The organism is Marinomonas piezotolerans, from assembly GCF_003362755.1.
Taxonomy (GTDB): Bacteria; Pseudomonadota; Gammaproteobacteria; order Pseudomonadales; family Marinomonadaceae; genus Marinomonas; species Marinomonas piezotolerans.
Window position 1 is genome coordinate 1 of sequence record NZ_QKRA01000017.1, and the last position, 19,303, is coordinate 19,303.

Below are 19,303 nucleotides of genomic sequence, written 5' to 3' on the forward strand. Positions count from 1 at the left end.
ATATCGGAGTCGGTAGAAAGCTATAATAAGAGTCGGCCGCATATGGCCCTAAAATACAAAACGCCCGATGAGGTTCATCGAGCGTTTTAATGTCTGAATAAGTGTCAACCTATATCAGGACTAGTCAGCTTATTATTTGATGATATAAAAAAAGCAGCCGAAGCCGCTTTTTTGTTAAATCAATTAGAATGACTATCGCTCAAGATGCTCAAGTTTATCTTCTACACCGTCCCATTCTGCCGCATCAGGCAGTGCATCTTTCTTCTCAGCAATGTTAGGCCAAATCAAAGAAAGCTCTTGATTAAGCTCGATAAATACATCTTGACCTTCTGGTAGCTCGTCTTCTGAGAAGATAGCACCAGCAGGACATTCAGGCTCACAAAGTGCGCAATCAATACATTCATCTGGATTAATTGCTAGGAAGTTAGGGCCTTCATAAAAGCAATCCACAGGGCAGACTTCTACGCAGTCCGTGTACTTACAACGAATACAATTATCAGTGACGATGAAAGCCATTCGACTTCTCCTAGAATAGATTCAAAATTTTGCCGATATTTTAGTGCGATAGGCTGTTTGCCAGCAAGGGACAAATACCGTCAATGCTAAATTTATCTGTCATTAGCTTATGCAACTAAAGGTTTTGCTTTAGATTATAAAGTAATTTTAGAGCCTCAAGCGGTGTCGTGTTGTCTAAATCTAATGAGGCAATAGATTCCTTGAGCTCATTGGCCTCATCCATTGCAAACATATCGGGTTGCAATGGTGTTTCCGAGTGTTTAGGTGTTTGCTTTGGTTCGTTGATCTGTGTGGTTGCTGTAGACATCGATGTACCAGGTACACTTTTCTGTTCGAGATCTGCTAATTTATGTTTCGCTTCAATAATCACACTTTTGGGCACACCTGCTAATTGTGCTACTTGTAATCCATAGGATTGGCTAGCAGGGCCTTCATGCACTTGATGCATAAAAACAATCTCGTCTTCATACTCTGTGGCGGTTAAGTGGACATTGGCAGCGTTAGGGAGCTGGTCAGCTAAGGTTGTTAACTCAAAATAATGGGTAGCGAATAGAACATAGCTACCAAGTCGGTTTGCCAAATACTCGACGGCGGACCACGCAAGAGATAGGCCATCGAATGTACTTGTTCCTCGGCCGACTTCATCCATCAGAACTAAGCTATCACGGGTTGCGTTATTGAGAATATTTGCGGTTTCTGTCATTTCCACCATAAAGGTAGAGCGACCACCAGCAAGGTCATCTGATGATCCCATCCGAGTGAATATGCGGTCTACCACAGAAATCGAGGCAGATTCAGCAGGAACAAAACTTCCTGTATGAGCCAATAGCGTTATGATGGCGATTTGGCGCATATAGGTCGATTTACCCCCCATATTGGGGCCAGTAATCATAAGTAGGCTTCGATCTTCTCCTAATGAGAGGTCATTTGGAATGAAAGGATCAGTGATCACTGACTCGACAACAGGATGACGCCCTGCTTGAATCTCAATGCCCCCTTGTGTGTGTAGCTCTGGACGGCAAAAGCTCAATCGATTGGCACGCTCCGCAAAACAATGTAAAACATCCAACTGAGCGACCGATTGGCTGCCAGTTTGTAATGGAATCAGTTCAAGGTTCAACTTATCCAATAATGCTTCATAGAGTTGCTTTTCTCGCGCAAGCGCTTTTGATTTTGCGCTTAAAGCTTTGTCTTCAAACTCTTTGAGCTCAGGTGTGATAAACCGTTCTGCATTTTTTAGTGTTTGTCTGCGAATGTATTCCGCTGGTGCTTGGTCTGAGTGTAGGCGGCTAATTTCTATGTAATAGCCGTGCACACGATTATAACCAACTTTTAATGAAGATATGCCTGTGCGCTCTTTCTCTCGTCGCTCCATTTCTGCAAGGTAATCGGTGGCATTAGTAGAGAGTGATGTGAGTTCATCAAGTTCCTTATCGTAACCTTGCGCAATAACTCCACCATCACGTACAACAGCTGGTGGGTTTTCAACGAGTGCACGTGTTAATTCATCGGTAAGGTCTGGCAACTCAACAAGGCGCTCTTTTAGCTGAGTTAAGCGCTCGCAGCTTTGAATCTCATCCAATTGTTTCCGGATCGTTGGCATTGCTTCCAGTGCGATTCTTAAGCGTAATAAATCACGGGGTCGTGCGGAGCGAAGGGCTATGCGCGACAAAATACGCTCTAAGTCGCCGATTTTCTTAATCGAGTCATGAAGCGCTTCAAAAAGAAAATCCTCTTTTAGCGATGCAACGGCTGATTGGCGTGCGCTGATTTCACCTAGATCTCTGATGGGAGTGTGCAGCCAACGCTTTAACAGACGAGATCCCATGGGGGTAGCGCAACTGTCCATGACACTCATCAATGTGTTTGTCGTCGTACCATTTAGGTTTTGGTCGATTTCTAGATTGCGTCGTGTGGCGCCATCAATTAGGACGGAGTGATCTCTCTGTTCTGCACTGATGGATTGTATATGGGGCAGTGCTGAGCGCTGTGTGTCTTTCGCATATTGTAGCAATGCGCCGGCTGATGAAATCGCCGCACTCATCGCTTCGCAGCCAAAACCAGATAGATCTTTTGTATTAAACTGTTGGATTAGCTGGCGGTAGCTGGACTCATAATCAAAATGCCACGGGCCCAACTCACTCACACCACGTTCCAGTGTAATCGCATCTCTTGCTGGGAAATCCTCAGATATGAGCACTTCTTTTGGAGTCAAGCGCTGTAATTCGCTGGTAAGAGCTTCATAGCCGTCAACTTCAAATACACAAAATCGGCCGCTAGCCATGTCCAAATAGGAAAAGCCAAAAATATCAAGACCTTTACGTTGAAGATGGGCAATGGAAAGTAATAGATTCTCTCGTTTTTCTTCTAAAAAAGCTTCATCACTGATTGTACCGGGTGTGACAATACGCGCGACTTGTCGTTCAACTGGGCCTTTGCTTGTCGCCGGGTCGCCAGTTTGTTCCGCTATGACAACAGACTCGCCCATACGAACCAATCTAGCAATGTAGTTTTCCGCAGCATGAAAAGGGATACCAGCCATAGGGATCGGTTTGCCGCCAGAATGGCCGCGGGCAGTCAGGGTAATGTCTAACAGTTCTGCTGCACGCTTGGCGTCATCGTAAAACAATTCATAGAAATCCCCCATACGGTAAAACAGCATTTGATTAGGGTGCTGTGATTTGAGGCCAAAGTATTGGCGCATCATTGGAGTATGATTGTCTTTATCTTGTGAACTCATGCAGTAGCTCGCGTTGTGTGGATGAATCAGGGCGGATATTCTAAGGCATATTCGGCTTATATTTAAGGGAGGTACGCTTGAGCGAAGCGATCATTGAAAAATTAGTATCAGAGGTGGCGGATTTTCTGGAATCTCAAGGCAAAATGCTTGTCACGGCTGAATCGTGTACTGGCGGATTGATTGGTGGGTATTGCACTGAGAGAGCGGGAAGCTCCAATTGGTTCTTCGGAGGCGTCATTAGCTACGATAATTCTGCAAAAGAGAAAGGTTTAGGGGTTTCGTCTAGTACGTTAGCAACTTACGGTGCAGTCAGTGCTGAAACCATAGCAGAGATGTGTGCTGGGGCGCTTAGATTGGGGGGAGACGTAGCCGTCGCGGTGAGTGGGGTGGCTGGACCTGGTGGCGGGTCAAAAGCGAAACCAGTCGGATGCGTTTATATTGGTTGGCAATGGCGCGGCAGGGAGCCTATCGTAGAGCGTTGTCAATTCTCAGGAGATCGACATGCCATTCGCCAAGCTACCGTGATACGGGCGCTCGAAGGTGTATTGTCTTAAATCTATTGAAAAGCATGTGTTTTTATACAGTATTTTCTTGAGTGCGTTTTTAAAACGCGTTACATTACCCTAAGTTTAATTTAACAGACAGATTCACTAAGGTTTAGATATGGCATCTACAGCAGACAACAAGAAAAAAGCGCTAGACGCAGCGCTTTCTCAAATCGAGCGTCAGTTTGGCAAAGGCGCCATCATGAAGATGGGTGAAGGTGCAAAACTCGACATAGACACCGTTTCAACTGGATCCTTAGGGCTTGATATCGCCCTAGGTGCAGGTGGTTTGCCATATGGTCGTATCTGTGAAATTTACGGGCCTGAGTCTTCTGGTAAAACGACCTTAACGCTAAGCGTTATTGCAGAAGCGCAAAAGCAAGGTAAAACCTGTGCGTTTATTGATGCTGAGCACGCGCTGGATCCTGCCTACGCAGAAAAGCTGGGTGTCAATATTGGAGACCTACTTGTTTCTCAACCTGATACAGGTGAGCAAGCACTTGAAATCTGTGACATGTTAGTTCGCTCAAATAGCGTTGATGTCATCATTGTTGACTCGGTTGCAGCATTGGTGCCTAAGTCTGAGATTGAAGGTGAGATGGGAGATTCTTCCGTTGGCGTTCAGGCGCGACTATTGTCTCAAGCGATGCGTAAACTGACGGGCTCTATTAAGCATGCTAACTGTCTCGTGGTATTCATTAACCAAATTCGTATGAAAATCGGTGTAATGTTTGGATCTCCAGAAACAACGACGGGGGGTAATGCGCTTAAGTTTTATAGTTCTGTGCGTTTGGATATTCGTCGTATTGGCTCGGTCAAGCAAGGAGACGAAGTAATTGGTAATGAAACGCGCGTAAAGGTTGTTAAAAACAAGATTGCGCCGCCATTTAAACAAGCTGAGTTCCAAATCATGTACGGTGCGGGTATTTATCGTATGGGTGAAATCATTGACTTAGGTGTCAAACAAGGGTTTGTGGATAAGTCTGGAGCTTGGTATGCCTACAACGGTAGCAAAATAGGTCAAGGTAAAGCTAATGCAGCACAGTATTTAGCTGATAATCCTGAGATTGCCCGAGAAGTAGAACAGAAAATACGTGATACCTTATTGGTGAAGAAAGCAGTTAAAGAAGAGACTGAAGAGGCAGCTCAAGCAGAGAGTGCAGAGCTTGACCTGTAGTTGAGTTTTAAATGTACGTTGAAAGGCAGCTTTTAAGCTGCCTTTTTTCGTTGTGGCAATGTTAAAAAGAGTAAGGGGTACTGGAGTCTAAAAATCTAAGCAACTATTCTTAGACTAAATTAACGATAAACTGCAAAAGGTGTCTATCGATCAATGACGTTTTTACAGGGATTAATAGCTTTGTTGCTCTTATCTGTAGTTGCTTTTGTGGTGACAATAGGATGGTATTTTCGAGTACGGAAAGGGATGACTCCAGAGGCCGAGAGTGACTCGAAAGAGCAGGAAGAGTTGGCAAATGAAGATGCCGTTGGTGTCGAAGATGATGTTCAATCTGAAACATCAGAAAATGCTTGGGTAGAATTGATCGATCATCAAATCGCCATATGTACGAGATTGCTTAATGATCGGGAATCACTAGGTGAAGAGGATTTGGCGTTACAGTGTTGGCAGACATTTTTAACCATTGAACGTGAGCTCATTGCACAAAATGAATATGAAGCATCATCTTATCTGGAGCGATTTGAGTTTGTATTGAATCGTTTGCGTCATGCGCAAGAAATTGATGCATTGTTAAAGCAGTTGTCAGTGAGTAATGATCTGTTGAAAAAGATCAATTTGGTTATTCAGAAGACGGGCGACAGAGCGTTCGAGCAAATGAATAAAACCGCAGAGTTGAACCTGAAATTGGATAAACAACAAGTCAAACTGGCCGCTGAAGCTAATGTAGACAAGGAGTTGGCGGAAGTTCGAGCAGAGCTTGCAGCGATGTACGAATTAGGCGAACGCGCTAAAGGTCATACAGATGATCAGTCTGATGAAAATTATTTGAAAGCTTTGTCTGACCTTTTGGGTGAGGCTTCTTCAGATGCGTTCTTAGCGCCAATGAGAACTGAGTTGGACGATAAGGTAGCTGAGCTGCAATATTTGGCAGACTATAGAGCTGAAGCGATTAAAGAATTAAAAGCGCGTATTAAAGAAAAGCGTAGTTCAGGTAAGGGCAAGAATCAGAATACCTTAACAGAGTACGACATCGCTTTTGTACGATATGAAAAGAGTTTATTAGAAAGTAATAAAGTAATTAAGTTGTTAGAAAGCCAGTTAGACAGTCTTCAGACAATCAAATATAACCTTAACATCGATGTGCGCAAACGTGATGAGGAGCTGCGCCTCAAAGATGAGCAGCTCAAGTTGGGTAAGAACTCCGTTACGATAACGGCTCAAGAGGCTATTAATCGTGAGCAAAGTTCTGTGGACGTCATTGCTCAGTTTATTGATAAAGTGCCTTTAACAGGTGAATACACAGAATTTGAAGAGCAGCAGTCAGAAAAACTCATGTCGCTTAAAGCTCTTGTTGATGAATCTGAATTGTACGTCAATGTGCTTGAGCGTGATTTGGACAAAGCAAAGCATGAACATGACGAGTTGCTGGCCCGAATAGAGCAGGTAAGAGATGAAGGGGGTGAGTTGTCATTGTCTTCAAATGAACTAGAGGAGATAGAAAATCTCAAAGAAATTAACCATGAATTGACTGAGGAAAAGGCTCGTTTAATGGAAGAGCTGAAACAAGGGGAAGGAGACCTTCAAGATATCGCTGCACTACAGAGCAAAATCGAGGATTTAGATGCCAAGATTGAAACTGTTCAATCGAATTACGTAAACATGGAAGAGCGTTACTTGAATTCACTCATGTCTTAACTGCCCAGTTCAGTGTGTTCGATGGCGTATTTTACCTCATCGAAAGAAAAGCCTCTGTACACCAGATAGCGAGTCTGCTTAGATTTTTCTTTGTAGTCGTTGGTCACCGCTATTCCAAATTTTTTCTGCTTAAGCTGCAATGCTAATTCAAACCAATCAGCGTCAAGTTCGTCAACTGCCTTTTTAGCGGCATCATCATTAATCCCTTTCATACGTAATTCATTGAGAATTCTTTGTTTACCTAATGGTTTGGAGGCGCGGCTGCGGGCAAACGAAGACGCAAAGCGTTCATCACTGAGGTAGTTGTATTCTAATAGTCGGACGATGGCGTCATGAATTTCAGTTTCAGAAAAACCTTTTCGAGCTAGCTTGTCGCGGAGTTCTTTTTCCGAGTGTTCGCGTGCACCTAAGATCCAAAGTGCGCTGTTATAGCAGTCCTGCATTGTCTTAAATTCTAATAAAGTCAAAAAATAATTATAACTGAAAGTATTACTGCGATCATGTTGTTATAAATTCTTTATTTGTGCATTTTATAAAAATAAAAAACTATATTGGTTTATATAAATAGTGGGAAATCCTTAATATCTTTTGAAATAATAGTGAATAAAACTATTTCAGGGGGTGTTATGAAAGTGTGCGTGTTAGGTGCGGGCGTCGTTGGTTTGACCGCTGCATATTATTTGGCTAAGCGCGGTATGGCGGTAACGGTTGTGGATCGTCAGCCGGGAGTCGCACTGGAGGCTAGTTTTGCAAATGCTGGGCAGATTTCTCCTGGCTATTCAGCGCCTTGGGCGGCACCTGGAATACCGCTGAAAGCGCTTAAATGGCTAACTCAAAAGCGCGCACCACTTAAGATCAGCCCAGAACCTGAGCTCAATAAAGTGGTTTGGATGTCTCAGATGTTGAGGAACTGTACAAGCCAAAAGTACAGCGTTAACAAGTCTCGAATGATGGCATTGGCAGAGTACAGTAGAGATTGCTTTATAGAGCTAAGAAGCGAAATCGGTATTCGATATGATGACAATCAAAAAGGCCTCACCCAATTATTTCGAAGTAATGAGCAGGTTGATGGTGCGATCAAAGATATCTCTGTTTTGAAAGCGTTGGGAGTGCCTCACGAAGTGTTGACACCTGAGGCGATTTTAAAAGTAGAGCCAGGTTTGGCGCCTGTTATTCATAAATTTAAAGGTGCGTTGCGTTTAACGGGAGATGAGACGGGTGACTGCCACAAATTTTGTGAGGCGCTTAAGAGCGAGTGCGATAAGCTCAATGTAGAGTTTCAGTTTAGTACATCGATTCAGCAGCTGTTGGTTGATCAAAAGAAAGTTCGAGGTGTCAGCACAGATAAAAGTATTATCGAATGTGATCAGGTACTCATGTGCTTAGGGAGTTACTCAAAGGAGATGCTCAAAGAGGCAGGAATAAGTGTGCCTATATATCCTGTGAAAGGATATTCATTAACCGTTCCTATATCGAATAATGATTATGCACCAACATCTACAGTGATGGATGAAACATATAAAGTTGCCATTACGCGATTGGGTGATCGAGTTCGGGCGGCAGGAACGGCAGAGCTTTCAGGGTTTAATCTTAGTATGCCAAAAGCACGTACAGATACAATTTCGTATGTTGTGGGTGATGTGTTTCCTCAAGCAGGAGATTTGTCAGAAGCAGAATTTTGGACTGGATTGCGCCCTATGACACCAGACGGAACCCCCATAGTTGGTGCGACAGGTATTGAAGGGTTATATCTCAATACTGGGCACGGAACGCTTGGCTGGACGATGAGTTGCGGGTCTGCGGCGTTAATAACTGATATCATGTTAGGTGAACAGACAGCGATTGATGCGACCAATCTAGCTGTTCAACGTTATCAAAAATGAGGGTGTAAATGTCTAGGCCATTAACTGCGACCGTCAATTTGGACGCGATTCTATCCAATTATCATTATGCAAAGCAGCTACACCCAACATGTAAAGCGTTTGCTGTTGTAAAGAGTAATGCTTACGGGCACGGGGCAATACCTGTTGCCAAACATATGGATAAAGACGTCGACGCATTTGCGGTTGCGTCGATCGAGGAAGCTGTCGCACTGAGAGAAGAGGGTATTGAGTCGCCCATTTTGCTTCTCGAAGGCGTGTTTGAGGACGCGGAGTGGACACAGTGTGAGCAGTATCGATTTTGGGTGACTATTGAAAATGAGCGACAGCTTCATAGTTTCCTAAAGAGCAATTTAGAAATAGAGAAAGTATTCGTAAAACTGGATACTGGGATGCACCGCTTAGGCGTGAATCAAGATACTGCCAGTGAATATGTGGAAGCGCTTAGGGAGTCAGGAAAAGTCGAGGAAGTGCTGTTGATGACGCATTTTGCTTGCGCTGATGACTTATCTGATTTGGCGACATTGAATCAGTTGGCATTGTTTGAACAAACGAGACAAAAAATTGGGGATATCAAGTCTAGTGTCGCGAATTCTGCTGCGATCATGAAATGGAGTGTTCCTGAGGGCGGTTGGATCAGGCCTGGGATCATGATGTATGGGATTTCGCCATTTGCTGAGATTAGTGGCGCTGAATTGGGGCTCACACCAGCTATGACACTGCGTTCGAAAGTGATTTCAGTGCGAGAGCTCAATGCTGGTGATCGAGTCGGGTATGGGTTTGATTATCAAGCTGAGCATGCCCATCGATTGGCTACCATTGCTGCTGGTTATGGTGATGGTTACCCTCGAAATGCTGCTTCTGGGACGCCTGTTTTGATCGCTGGTTGTTCTGGGGAATTGGCAGGTCGAGTATCGATGGATATGATCACGGCTCGCTTATCCTCAGATAGTGCTTCGTTAAAAATGGGGGATGAAGTGGTGCTTTGGGGTGAGGGGTTACCCGTTGAAGAGGTTGCTCACTGGTCAAATACCATAGGTTATGAGCTGGTGACGCGTATGACAACGCGGCCTAACTTTGTTTATTTTACTGAGCCTAATTGAAGCCTTTTGACTTCTGAGACTCGGGTGGTGCTCACTAAACGAGTCTCAGATAAAAAATATCCTTAAAATCTGTTGTTTAGGTTTTGATCCTACCTGTCCTTTCCGTGTACTATTTTCTATCTTTTAATTGCCATAGTAAGCCTCGTTGAGCGAGGTTTATCGCAATCCTAATTCGCCTGATATTTAGAAATAGAGTCTCATCCTATTATGAAGAGTTCTGAGTTACGCCAGTCATTTTTGTCTTTCTTCGAAAGCAAGCAGCACCAAGTAGTGGAATCTAGCTCGCTTATCCCGAGTAATGATCCTACATTATTGTTTACTAATGCCGGAATGGTCCAATTTAAGGACGTATTTTTAGGGGCTGATCAGCGCCCATATAGCCGTGCTACCACGTCTCAACGTTGCGTCCGTGCAGGTGGGAAGCACAATGATCTAGAGAATGTGGGATATACGGCTCGCCACCACACTTTTTTCGAGATGTTGGGTAACTTCAGTTTTGGTGATTACTTTAAACAAGAAGCGATTGGTTATGCTTGGGAGTTCTTGACGGAAGTATTGGGCCTACCAAAAGACAAATTGCTTGTCACGGTCTACGCAGAAGATGATGAGGCTTACGCGATCTGGAAGAATGAAATTGGTCTTCCAGAGGAGAAAATTATTCGTATTGGCGATAACAAAGGGTCTCGATACGCGTCAGACAATTTTTGGGCAATGGGTGATACGGGGCCTTGTGGTCCTTGCACTGAAGTTTTTTATGATCATGGCGAGCATATATGGGGCGGGCCTCCAGGGTCTCCCGAGGAAGATGGTGATCGCTTCATAGAAATATGGAACGTGGTCTTTATGCAGTACAACCGCTCTGCAAATGGTGATATGGCTAATTTACCCAAACCGTCAGTCGACACGGGTATGGGGTTAGAGCGCATCGCTGCAATCTTGCAAGGTGTTCATAGCAACTATGAAATTGACCTTTTTCAAAACCTTATCAAGGCCACCGCGCAAGTAGTCGGCACAGATGATTTGTCTTCTCAATCGCTGCGAGTGATTGCTGATCATATACGTTCTTGTTCATTTATGATCGTCGATGGTGTAGTGCCATCCAATGAAGGTCGAGGCTACGTTTTGCGTCGGATTATTCGTCGTGCAGTTCGTCATGGCAATAAGCTTGGTCAAAAGCAAGTATTCTTCCACAAGTTAGTGGAAGCGCTGGATGTCGAAATGGGCGATGCGTACCCTGAGCTACGCAAGTTGAAAGACCGTGTTGCCTCTATTTTGCTAAAAGAAGAGGAGCAGTTTGCTAAAACTCTAGATCAAGGGATGCGTATTCTTGAGGAGGCGATATCTGACCTAGGTGACAGTAAAGTCATTCCAGGTGAAACAATCTTTAAGCTTTACGATACCTATGGTTTCCCTGCGGATTTGACGAATGATGTTGCACGCGAGGCTGGCCTTGATATTGACGAAGCTGGTTTTGAAGCGGCTATGAATGAGCAGAGAGCCCGTGCGCGTTCGGCCAGTAACTTCAGTATGGATATGTCAAACTCAATTAGTGTTGATGGTCAGACAGAGTTCACAGGTTATTCCTACCTTGAAGGGCAAAGCCCAGTCGAACAAATTTTGGTTGATGGAGACACCGTGACGTCATTGTCACAAGGCCAAAAAGGGTTAGTTGTGTTGGCAGAAACTCCGTTTTACGGCGAGTCTGGCGGTCAGGTCGGTGATCAAGGGTGGCTTCGTGGGCCTGCTGCTGTAAAAGTAACTAACACCACTAAACAAGGCAAAGTGCATTTACATCATGTAGAAGTTCGCGAAGGTACGCTGAATCTCGGTGATGTTGTGACAACTGAAGTTGACCGCTCGCTTCGTAATGCTACAGCGCTAAACCATTCGGCAACGCATTTGCTTCATGAAGCGTTGCGTCGTGTATTAGGTGATCATGTTTTGCAAAAGGGATCGTTGGTCAATTCGGAGCGTCTACGTTTTGATTTTTCTCACTTTGAAGGCTTAACGGCAGCAGAGCTAGAACAAGTTGAAGATATGGTCAACGAGCAAGTTCGCCTGAATCACGAAACTGTTACTGAAGTGATGGACATCGAGGCAGCCAAGGCTAAAGGTGCACATGCGTTGTTTGGTGAAAAGTATGACAGCCAAGTGCGTGTTTTGACGATGGGAGCGGACTATTCCATTGAGTTGTGTGGGGGGACCCATGTTAAGCGTACTGGAGATATCGGTTTGTTTAAAATCGTCCAAGAAAGTGGTATCGCTGCGGGGGTCCGTCGTATTGAGGCGCTTACAGGCAAGGCTGCAATTGATGCTACGCGTCAAACAGAAGTTTCGCTTTCGAAGATAGCTAGTCTTTTTAAATCCAGTAAAGAAGCCGCGTTTGATAAAGTGGCGGGCTTGAATGATCAGGCACGCTCAATGCAGAAAGAAATTGATGTGCTGAAAGCTAAGCTAGCTGCTCAAGCGGGTGCCGATCTGTCGTCTCAAGCAACTGACATCAATGGCGGTAAACTATTGGTGGCTCAAGTGGAGATCGAAGATCCAAAAGGCTTGAGAGATTTGTTGGATCGGCTTAAAAGTAAGCTTGAGTCTGCTGTCATTCTATTGGCAGCCGTCAATGACGGTAAAGTTAGCTTGATTGCAGGGGTGACCAAAGAGCTCACCTCTAAAGTAAAAGCTGGGGATCTAATCAAAATGGCCGCTCCGTATGTCGACGGTCGTGGAGGTGGGCGTCCAGATATGGCGCAAGCGGGTGGCAGCAAACCTGAAGGGGTCGCAGAAGTGCTGGCTATCGTCCCAGATTGGGTGAACGAGAGAGTATAGTAATTGTGCGCCCTCCGGGGCGCTTTTTAGTGGAAGCATAGAAAATGGCATTGTTAGTTCAAAAATATGGCGGCACTTCAGTAGGCTCAGTGGAGCGTATTGAAGCGGTAGCGGATAGAGTGCTAAAGCACAAACAGCAAGGTGACGACATTGTTGTCGTTGTATCAGCAATGAGCGGTGAGACCAATCGCTTGATTGAGTTGGCTAAAAGTATACAAGCTACTCCTGATGCTCGAGAGATGGATGTGCTGCTTTCTACAGGTGAGCAAGTAACGATCGCCTTGCTGAGTATGGCGCTTATGAAGCGTGGCTTATCTGCTAAATCGTATACTGGCAGCCAAGTGCGAATTACAACAGATGATGCTCATGGGAAAGCGAGAATAGAGAAGATTGACACCGATGCAATGGAATCAGATCTGGCCTCCGGTAAAGTTCTTGTTGTGGCTGGGTTTCAAGGCGCAGACGAATTAGGGAACATTACGACTCTAGGACGTGGAGGATCAGATACGACTGGCGTGGCACTTGCTGCCGCATTAAAAGCGGATGAATGTCAAATTTACACTGATGTTGATGGTGTGTATACGACAGACCCTAGAGTGGTCGATAGTGCTCGCCGTCTAGAAAAAATCACTTTTGAAGAAATGCTGGAGATGGCAAGTCTCGGTTCGAAAGTTTTGCAAATACGTTCGGTTGAGTTTGCTGGTAAATATCAAGTTCCCCTGCGTGTTCTTTCTAGCTTCGTTGAAGGTGAAGGTACCCTTATTACTACTGATGGAGATCAAAATATGGAGCAGCCAGCTGTTTCTGGAATTGCCTTTAATCGCGATGAGGCCAAACTAACGTTGAAAGGCGTACCTGATATACCAGGTGTGGCATCTAAAATTTTAGCCCCAGTCAGTGATGCGAACATCGAAGTGGATATGATTGTCCAGAACGTCTCTGTGGATGGCACAACGGATTTTACGTTTACGGTGCATCGAAATGACTACGATAAGGCAACCGCTGTTCTGAAGCAGGTAGCGGATGACCTGAGTGCAAAAGAAGTCATTACAGATGACAAAATTGCGAAGGTGTCGATTGTTGGTGTAGGGATGCGTTCACATGCAGGAGTCGCAAGTTCGATGTTTACGGCTTTGGCAAATGAATCTATAAATATTCAACTTATCTCCACATCTGAGATCAAAGTCTCTGTAATAATTGATGAGAAGTATATGGAGCTTGCGGTAAGAGCTCTACATTCAGCATTCAAACTTAACGATCCAGATGCAGGGATTAGCGAAGTTTAACACTTTGATACAAGTTACATCCTTGGTTCGCTGGATTCAGAGTTTGAGAGGAGCTACAATTCACTTGTAAGGAAATCCCTACAAACGTGTAAGGGATTTCCTGTGTCTTACAAGGATATTATGGAGAAGTGCTATGCTAATTTTAACTCGTCGTGTTGGTGAAACCTTAATGGTTGGTGATGAAGTGTCTGTCACAGTATTAGGTGTTAAAGGAAATCAGGTTCGTATTGGTATCAATGCACCTAAAGATGTATCTGTTCATCGTGAAGAAATTTACCTTCGTATTCAAAAAGAACAAGATGATCAAACAGAAGATTAACTTTTTTTAAAAAAAGGGGTTTACAAACCAGTTGGTGTCTCTATAATACGCCGCACTTGTTACGGAGAGTTGGCCGAGTGGCCGAAGGCGCTCCCCTGCTAAGGGAGTATGGGGTGAAACTCATCGAGGGTTCGAATCCCTCACTCTCCGCCATTTTATGCATCCGTAGCTCAGCTGGATAGAGTACTCGGCTACGAACCGAGCGGTCGGAGGTTCGAATCCTCCCGGATGCACCATCTTGTTGAATGGTAACAAGCGTGACGATGTTTAGAACTATCCTTCTTCTGTCGTAATATTTAGATTTTTGCATCCGTAGCTCAGCTGGATAGAGTACTCGGCTACGAACCGAGCGGTCGGAGGTTCGAATCCTCCCGGATGCACCATCTAGATAGTAGTCATGTTTTACAAGTAGTTGCGCATCCGTAGCTCAGCTGGATAGAGTACTCGGCTACGAACCGAGCGGTCGGAGGTTCGAATCCTCCCGGATGCACCATTACTTCACTTCCTGTAGTTTCTCATATCTATTTCTTTCTCTGCTCAGTGTTATTAGAGAGCTCCTCTAGTGTGCTTCATTGTATATTTTCATCTCAGCGAATAGTGTCTTAAGCTCTGATGTTGATTGGGTTTGTCTGATCGTTTTTAGCTGATTTGCGATGCAGGGCCAGCTTTGGCGCAGATGGGCACACCATTGCTTAATTCTTCCTAGCGTCGCAAATTCATCGTAATTAAGTAGTAGCGTGTCGATATAGTTCTCAATCAGATCCAGCAGTTCGGTTTCACTACCAGCGTTGCCTTCCTTTAATTCACGAAAAATAAATGGGTTGCTCAGGCTCCCACGTCCAATCATAAAGTCTTTGCAATGGGTTGCTGCCACGCATGCCGTTAGTGACTCTTGGCTCCTAATGTCGCCGTTGGCAATGATTGTCATGTTAGAGTTCGACTTCGCTTGCTTTATCTTTTCCCATCTTGCAGGTGGGCCATAGCCGTCTTTTTTGGTTCTGCCATGTATGGTGAGCGCATTGGCCCCTCCTTTTTCTATGGCCTCTAAGTTTTGAAAAAACAGAGACTCATCCATAAACCCTAAGCGTATCTTTGCTGACAGTGGAATGTTAGAGGGGATGGCGGTACGAATGTTATCGACGATTTCAAAGAGTGTGTTAGGGCTCTGTAGTAAAAATGAGCCTCCACCATGACCATTAACACGTTTTGCTGGGCATCCGAAGTTAATATCTATATGGGATGCGCCCGCACAGACAGCATTGTATGCCGTTTCTCCCATTATCTCTGGGTTAGAGCCTAAAAGCTGAATATGAACTGGACATCCCTCGGTTGTTTTAGCGTTATGGTTTAGCTCGGGAACGAGCTTCTTAAGTGCAGCACTAGAAACGGCCTGTTGGCTAACTCTAACAAATTCGGATACAAGGTAGTTCATGCCCCCAATTTGAGATAACAAAGATCTCATAGTGTGATCCATGACTCCTTCCATCGGTGCAACGGCGAGTACAATGTCGGAAAAGGTGTTTACTGATGTTTGATCTAAATTCACGTCGTTAACTGTTCTGCAAAAAAAATATGAAACTGTTATGGTATTGTGGTACAAATAGTCACACTTTACGGACCGATTGTGCATATAGTTGTTATCAACGGTCTGATGTGGACACGTTCTGATTTACTCAGATTTTAATGGAAAGTGCTATGAATAACTTAATTAATGATGGTTTAGGTTTAATGATGTTGGGAATGGGATTCGTATTTCTGTTCCTAGGCATCTTGATCTTTGCTACGACATATATGTCGAAGCTCCTGACACACTATTTTCCAGAAGTCATGCCTGCCACGAAAAAGCCCCAGCGTGCACCTGCAAACGGGCCGGCAGCCGTTGATCCTAATATTGCTGCAGCGATAACAGCCGCTATCCACCAACACCGCAACCGCTAATTTTAGCTAACGACTTGAGGCCATAACATGTCAAACAAACAACCTCTAGGCATCACGGATGTCGTTTTAAGAGATGCTCATCAATCACTTTTTGCAACGCGTATGCGTATAGACGATATGCTCCCTATTGCTGAAAAGCTAGATCAAATTGGTTTTTGGTCTTTGGAGTCTTGGGGTGGAGCGACGTTTGATTCATGTATTCGTTTTATTGGAGAGGATCCTTGGGATCGTATCCGAGAGCTGAAGAAAGCGATGCCAAATACGCCACAGCAAATGCTGCTGCGTGGCCAGAACCTTTTGGGATATCGTCATTATGCAGACGACGTGGTGACAAAGTTTGTTGAGCGCGCTGCAAAGAATGGTGTCGATGTATTCCGGATTTTTGATGCAATGAATGACCCCCGTAACTTAGAGACTGCAATTAAGGTAGTTAAAGCGGAAGGTAAACATGCTCAGGGGACCATTTCTTACACAAAGAGTCACGTGCATACGTTAAAAAATTGGGTGGATTACGCTAAGACATTGGAGGATATGGGGGCGGACTCTATCGCCATCAAAGATATGTCTGGCATTCTGACTCCTTATGATGCGTTTGAGCTTGTGGGTAAGCTAAAAGAGCAAACAGACTTAGAGGTTCAGCTGCATGCGCACGCAACCTCTGGCTTATCTGACATGACAATACTAAAAGCGGTTGAGGCTGGTATCGACCGTGTTGATACAGCGATCTCCTCTATGTCCATGACATATGGACACTCAGCGACAGAATCCGTGGTTGCGGCGTTGCAAGGTACGGATCGTGATACTGGGCTTGATCTAGAAAAGCTCGAAGAGATTGCTTCTTACTTTAGAACGGTCCGTAAAAAATACAGTAAGTTTGAAGGCTCTCTTCGCGGTACAGACTCCCGTATCCTGATTGCTCAGGTGCCTGGTGGTATGTTGACCAATATGGAGAATCAATTACGTGAGCAGGGGGCGGCAGACAAGTTTGATGCAGTGCTTGAAGAAATTCCACGTGTCCGCAAAGATTTGGGCATGATTCCGCTGGTCACTCCTACGTCACAAATTGTCGGCACACAGGCTGTTCTGAATGTGCTGACTGGTGAGCGATACAAGTCTATTTCGAAAGAAACTGCAGGTGTTCTAAAAGGTGAATACGGTGCGGCTCCAGCAGAATTTGATAAAGATCTTCAGACCCGAGTCCTTAATGGTGCTGATCCCATTACTTGCCGTCCTGCTGACCTACTTGAGCCCGAAATGGACAAATTAGCGGGAGAGCTGAAAGAGCTGGCGCAAGAGAAGGGGATCACGTTGTCGTCTGATGAGATTGATGATGTGCTTACTTATGCCTTGTTTCCACAAATTGGTTTGAAATTTCTACAAAATCGCGGTGACGCTTCTGCCTTTGAGCCAGCTCCGACTTTGGAAGACGCCAATAAACCTGAATCTAGTAATACGCCAGAGGGTCCAGCTGTATATACAGTAACGGTCTCTGGTCAGAACTATGTGGTTCAGGTTAGTGAAGGTGGTGATGTGGAAGCAATTCAGCCATCAAGTGGTTCTGCTGCCCCAGCCCCTGCGCCCACTAAGGCAAGTTCAGGAGAAAATGTTCCGGCGCCATTGGCTGGAAATATTTTCAAGGTTTTGGTTTCTCCTGGCCAGCAGGTAGACGAGGGTGAAACGGTCATGATTATGGAGGCGATGAAAATGGAGACTGAAATCTCTGCGCCAAAAGCGGGTACCGTTGGTGCTATTCATGTCAAAGAAGGTGATGCGGTTCAAGTTGGCCAAGCATTGCTAGAGCTATAAGCGAATAGGTGACTTAGAAAATGGAACATAAATTATTAAACCTATACCACGATACAGGTATCTATCAGCTGGAGTTGGGTCAGGCTGTTATGATTATTGTGGGGTTGTTGCTGATATTTTTAGCAATTAAAAAAGGGTTTGAACCATTGCTACTTTTACCTATCGGTGTAGGTGCAATTTTGGTCAATATTCCAGGTGCGGGATTTATGGCTGCCCCTGTTTACGACGCGACGGGGCATATGGTGTCTCCGGGCGGACTTCAGTACTACATATATCATGGTGGTATTGAGACAGGGTTGTTTCCGTTGTTGATATTCATGGGTGTGGGGGCAATGACTGATTTTGGCCCGATGCTTGCGAATCCGAAAACGTTGCTGTTAGGTGCAGCGGCTCAGTTTGGTATTTTTGCAACTGTAATCGGTGCAGTACTGCTTGGGGCAAGCGGGATAATGGACTTCACCTTAGCGGATGCGGCAGCCATCGGGATCATTGGTGGAGCTGATGGTCCAACAGCGATATTTGTTGCTAGTCGATTGGCTCCGGAGTTGTTGGGGGCCATCGCTGTAGCGGCGTATTCATATATGGCATTGGTGCCACTCATTCAGCCACCTATTATGCGAGCTCTTACTTCTGTCGAAGAGCGCTCTATAAAAATGGAGCAGCTGCGCCCCGTATCGAAAACCGAAAAGATTGTTTTTCCGATAGTTGTGACTTTATTGGTGGCAATGTTCTTGCCGTCAGCAGCCCCTCTGTTGGGAATGTTCTGTTTTGGTAACTTAATGCGTGAATGTGGTGTAGTTGATCGTTTGAGTGATACAGCACAAAATGCATTAATCAATATAGTGACTATTTTCCTTGGTTTAGGGGTTGGTTCAAAGTTGAGTGCAGAAGCGTTTTTAAATATAGAAACGCTCGGCATCTTGTCTCTTGGTTTGATAGCGTTCTCTATTGGTACTGCTACGGGAGTACTGATGGCGAAACTCATGAACCGAATGTCATCGTCCCAGATTAACCCTTTGATTGGTGCAGCAGGTGTGTCGGCTGTCCCCATGGCAGCTCGCGTTGCGAACAAAGTAGGCCTTGAAGCTAATAAGCAAAACTTTTTGCTCATGCATGCAATGGGGCCGAACGTTGCTGGCGTAATTGGTTCTGCTGTAGCTGCTGGGGTTATGCTAAGTTACGTTGGTGGTTGATACTTAATTGAGATTAAAAACAAAAAGCCCGCTGCTTATCTAAGCAGCGGGCTTTTTGTTTTTAGAGCGTAAAGCCCCCCCCTAACCCCCCCCCTTAAATAAGAGGAGGGGGTCTGAGATATCTCAGATCTACAAAACTAGGCCCCTCCCCTTTAGCAAGGGGGAGGTTGGGAGGGGGTTAGAGGTCTGGCAACCTTGATAGCGGTTTGTTTTGCCAATGGTTGGCTATTAAGTGATTAATGAGTGCTTGTTTGTGATTAGTAAATGATCAATTCTGCG

Annotated in this window: 16 protein-coding genes and 4 tRNA genes; 16 read left to right on the top strand and 4 right to left on the bottom strand. The window is 44.9% G+C overall.

The window, feature by feature from the left end:
- Positions 1-90: integrase core domain-containing protein (locus DN730_RS18510; protein WP_147290586.1), on the top strand; the 90-nt coding region annotated here is incomplete at its 5' end.
- 102 nt (positions 91-192) lie between these two features.
- Here DN730_RS18510 and fdxA read toward each other — a convergent pair.
- Positions 193-516, bottom strand: coding sequence for a ferredoxin FdxA (fdxA, locus tag DN730_RS18515; RefSeq protein WP_115469617.1), 324 nt, complete (start codon positions 514-516; stop codon positions 193-195).
- Between the two features lie 115 nt (positions 517-631).
- Positions 632-3,256, bottom strand: coding sequence for a DNA mismatch repair protein MutS (mutS, locus tag DN730_RS18520; RefSeq protein ID WP_115469618.1), 2,625 nt, complete (start codon positions 3,254-3,256; stop codon positions 632-634).
- A gap of 77 nt (positions 3,257-3,333) precedes the next feature.
- Between mutS and DN730_RS18525 the strand changes: the two genes are divergently transcribed.
- From DN730_RS18525 to DN730_RS18535, 3 genes are all read left to right on the top strand, one after another.
- Complete coding sequence (locus DN730_RS18525; protein ID WP_115469619.1) at positions 3,334-3,810, top strand: CinA family protein; 477 nt, start codon at positions 3,334-3,336, stop codon at positions 3,808-3,810.
- A 109-nt stretch (positions 3,811-3,919) separates the two neighbouring features.
- A complete protein-coding gene (gene recA / locus DN730_RS18530; protein WP_115469620.1) occupies positions 3,920-4,978 on the top strand; it encodes a recombinase RecA in 1,059 nt (352 codons plus the stop codon).
- Positions 4,979-5,131: 153 nt separating this feature from the next.
- A complete protein-coding gene (locus DN730_RS18535; protein WP_115469621.1) occupies positions 5,132-6,673 on the top strand; it encodes a coiled-coil domain-containing protein in 1,542 nt (513 codons plus the stop codon).
- On the opposite strand, the gene DN730_RS18540 is transcribed toward DN730_RS18535, so the two are convergent.
- Positions 6,670-7,140, bottom strand: a complete 471-nt coding sequence (locus tag DN730_RS18540) for a regulatory protein RecX (protein WP_245958017.1) — start codon at positions 7,138-7,140, stop codon at positions 6,670-6,672. The two genes, DN730_RS18535 and DN730_RS18540, sit on opposite strands and share 4 nt — an antisense overlap.
- 159 nt (positions 7,141-7,299) lie before the next feature.
- On the opposite strand from DN730_RS18540, the gene DN730_RS18545 reads away from it, so the two are divergent.
- From DN730_RS18545 to DN730_RS18585, 9 genes are all read left to right on the top strand, one after another.
- Positions 7,300-8,556, top strand: a complete 1,257-nt coding sequence (locus DN730_RS18545; protein ID WP_115469623.1) for a D-amino acid dehydrogenase — start codon at positions 7,300-7,302, stop codon at positions 8,554-8,556.
- An 8-nt stretch (positions 8,557-8,564) separates the two neighbouring features.
- Positions 8,565-9,656, top strand: a complete 1,092-nt coding sequence (alr, locus tag DN730_RS18550) for an alanine racemase (protein ID WP_115469624.1) — start codon at positions 8,565-8,567, stop codon at positions 9,654-9,656.
- Positions 9,657-9,863: 207 nt separating this feature from the next.
- Complete coding sequence (gene alaS, locus DN730_RS18555) at positions 9,864-12,482, top strand: alanine--tRNA ligase (RefSeq protein WP_115469625.1); 2,619 nt, start codon at positions 9,864-9,866, stop codon at positions 12,480-12,482.
- A 44-nt stretch (positions 12,483-12,526) separates the two neighbouring features.
- Entirely contained in the window at positions 12,527-13,768 is a 1,242-nt protein-coding gene (locus tag DN730_RS18560; protein ID WP_115469626.1) for an aspartate kinase, read from the top strand.
- A 133-nt stretch (positions 13,769-13,901) separates the two neighbouring features.
- Positions 13,902-14,087: a carbon storage regulator CsrA gene (csrA, locus tag DN730_RS18565; RefSeq protein ID WP_115469627.1), complete on the top strand. Its 186-nt coding sequence runs from the start codon at positions 13,902-13,904 to the stop codon at positions 14,085-14,087.
- A 63-nt stretch (positions 14,088-14,150) separates the two neighbouring features.
- Positions 14,151-14,240 (top strand) — tRNA-Ser (locus DN730_RS18570).
- Positions 14,241-14,246: 6 nt separating this feature from the next.
- Positions 14,247-14,323 (top strand) — tRNA-Arg (locus DN730_RS18575).
- A gap of 70 nt (positions 14,324-14,393) precedes the next feature.
- Positions 14,394-14,470, top strand: a tRNA-Arg gene (locus DN730_RS18580).
- A gap of 33 nt (positions 14,471-14,503) precedes the next feature.
- A tRNA-Arg gene (locus DN730_RS18585) sits at positions 14,504-14,580 on the top strand.
- Positions 14,581-14,646: 66 nt separating this feature from the next.
- Here DN730_RS18585 and DN730_RS18590 read toward each other — a convergent pair.
- Positions 14,647-15,633, bottom strand: coding sequence for a tRNA dihydrouridine synthase (locus DN730_RS18590; protein WP_245958018.1), 987 nt, complete (start codon positions 15,631-15,633; stop codon positions 14,647-14,649).
- Positions 15,634-15,782: 149 nt separating this feature from the next.
- Between DN730_RS18590 and DN730_RS18595 the strand changes: the two genes are divergently transcribed.
- The 3 genes from DN730_RS18595 to DN730_RS18605 are packed head-to-tail and all read left to right on the top strand — an operon-like array spanning position 15,783 to position 19,024.
- Positions 15,783-16,025 (top strand): OadG family protein, encoded by a 243-nt coding sequence (locus DN730_RS18595; RefSeq protein ID WP_115469629.1) that lies wholly within the window; start codon positions 15,783-15,785, stop codon positions 16,023-16,025.
- 27 nt (positions 16,026-16,052) lie between these two features.
- Positions 16,053-17,831 carry a sodium-extruding oxaloacetate decarboxylase subunit alpha gene (oadA, locus tag DN730_RS18600; protein WP_115469630.1) on the top strand — a complete coding sequence of 593 codons (1,779 nt, stop codon included), beginning with the start codon at positions 16,053-16,055 and terminating at the stop codon, positions 17,829-17,831.
- A 20-nt stretch (positions 17,832-17,851) separates the two neighbouring features.
- Entirely contained in the window at positions 17,852-19,024 is a 1,173-nt protein-coding gene (locus tag DN730_RS18605; protein WP_115469631.1) for a sodium ion-translocating decarboxylase subunit beta, read from the top strand.
- The last annotated feature ends 279 nt before the right edge of the window (positions 19,025-19,303 follow it).

What these genes read in the sequence shown, in the direction of transcription:
- fdxA (WP_115469617.1), bottom strand. Translation starts at nt 516, where the DNA reads ATGGCTTTCATCGTCACTGATAATTGTATTCGTTGTAAGTACACGGAC.
- mutS (WP_115469618.1), bottom strand. Translation starts at nt 3,256, where the DNA reads ATGAGTTCACAAGATAAAGACAATCATACTCCAATGATGCGCCAATAC.
- recA (WP_115469620.1), top strand. Translation starts at nt 3,920, where the DNA reads ATGGCATCTACAGCAGACAACAAGAAAAAAGCGCTAGACGCAGCGCTT.
- DN730_RS18535 (WP_115469621.1), top strand. Translation starts at nt 5,132, where the DNA reads ATGACGTTTTTACAGGGATTAATAGCTTTGTTGCTCTTATCTGTAGTT.
- DN730_RS18545 (WP_115469623.1), top strand. Translation starts at nt 7,300, where the DNA reads ATGAAAGTGTGCGTGTTAGGTGCGGGCGTCGTTGGTTTGACCGCTGCA.
- alr (WP_115469624.1), top strand. Translation starts at nt 8,565, where the DNA reads ATGTCTAGGCCATTAACTGCGACCGTCAATTTGGACGCGATTCTATCC.
- alaS (WP_115469625.1), top strand. Translation starts at nt 9,864, where the DNA reads ATGAAGAGTTCTGAGTTACGCCAGTCATTTTTGTCTTTCTTCGAAAGC.
- DN730_RS18560 (WP_115469626.1), top strand. Translation starts at nt 12,527, where the DNA reads ATGGCATTGTTAGTTCAAAAATATGGCGGCACTTCAGTAGGCTCAGTG.
- csrA (WP_115469627.1), top strand. Translation starts at nt 13,902, where the DNA reads ATGCTAATTTTAACTCGTCGTGTTGGTGAAACCTTAATGGTTGGTGAT.
- DN730_RS18595 (WP_115469629.1), top strand. Translation starts at nt 15,783, where the DNA reads ATGAATAACTTAATTAATGATGGTTTAGGTTTAATGATGTTGGGAATG.
- oadA (WP_115469630.1), top strand. Translation starts at nt 16,053, where the DNA reads ATGTCAAACAAACAACCTCTAGGCATCACGGATGTCGTTTTAAGAGAT.
- DN730_RS18605 (WP_115469631.1), top strand. Translation starts at nt 17,852, where the DNA reads ATGGAACATAAATTATTAAACCTATACCACGATACAGGTATCTATCAG.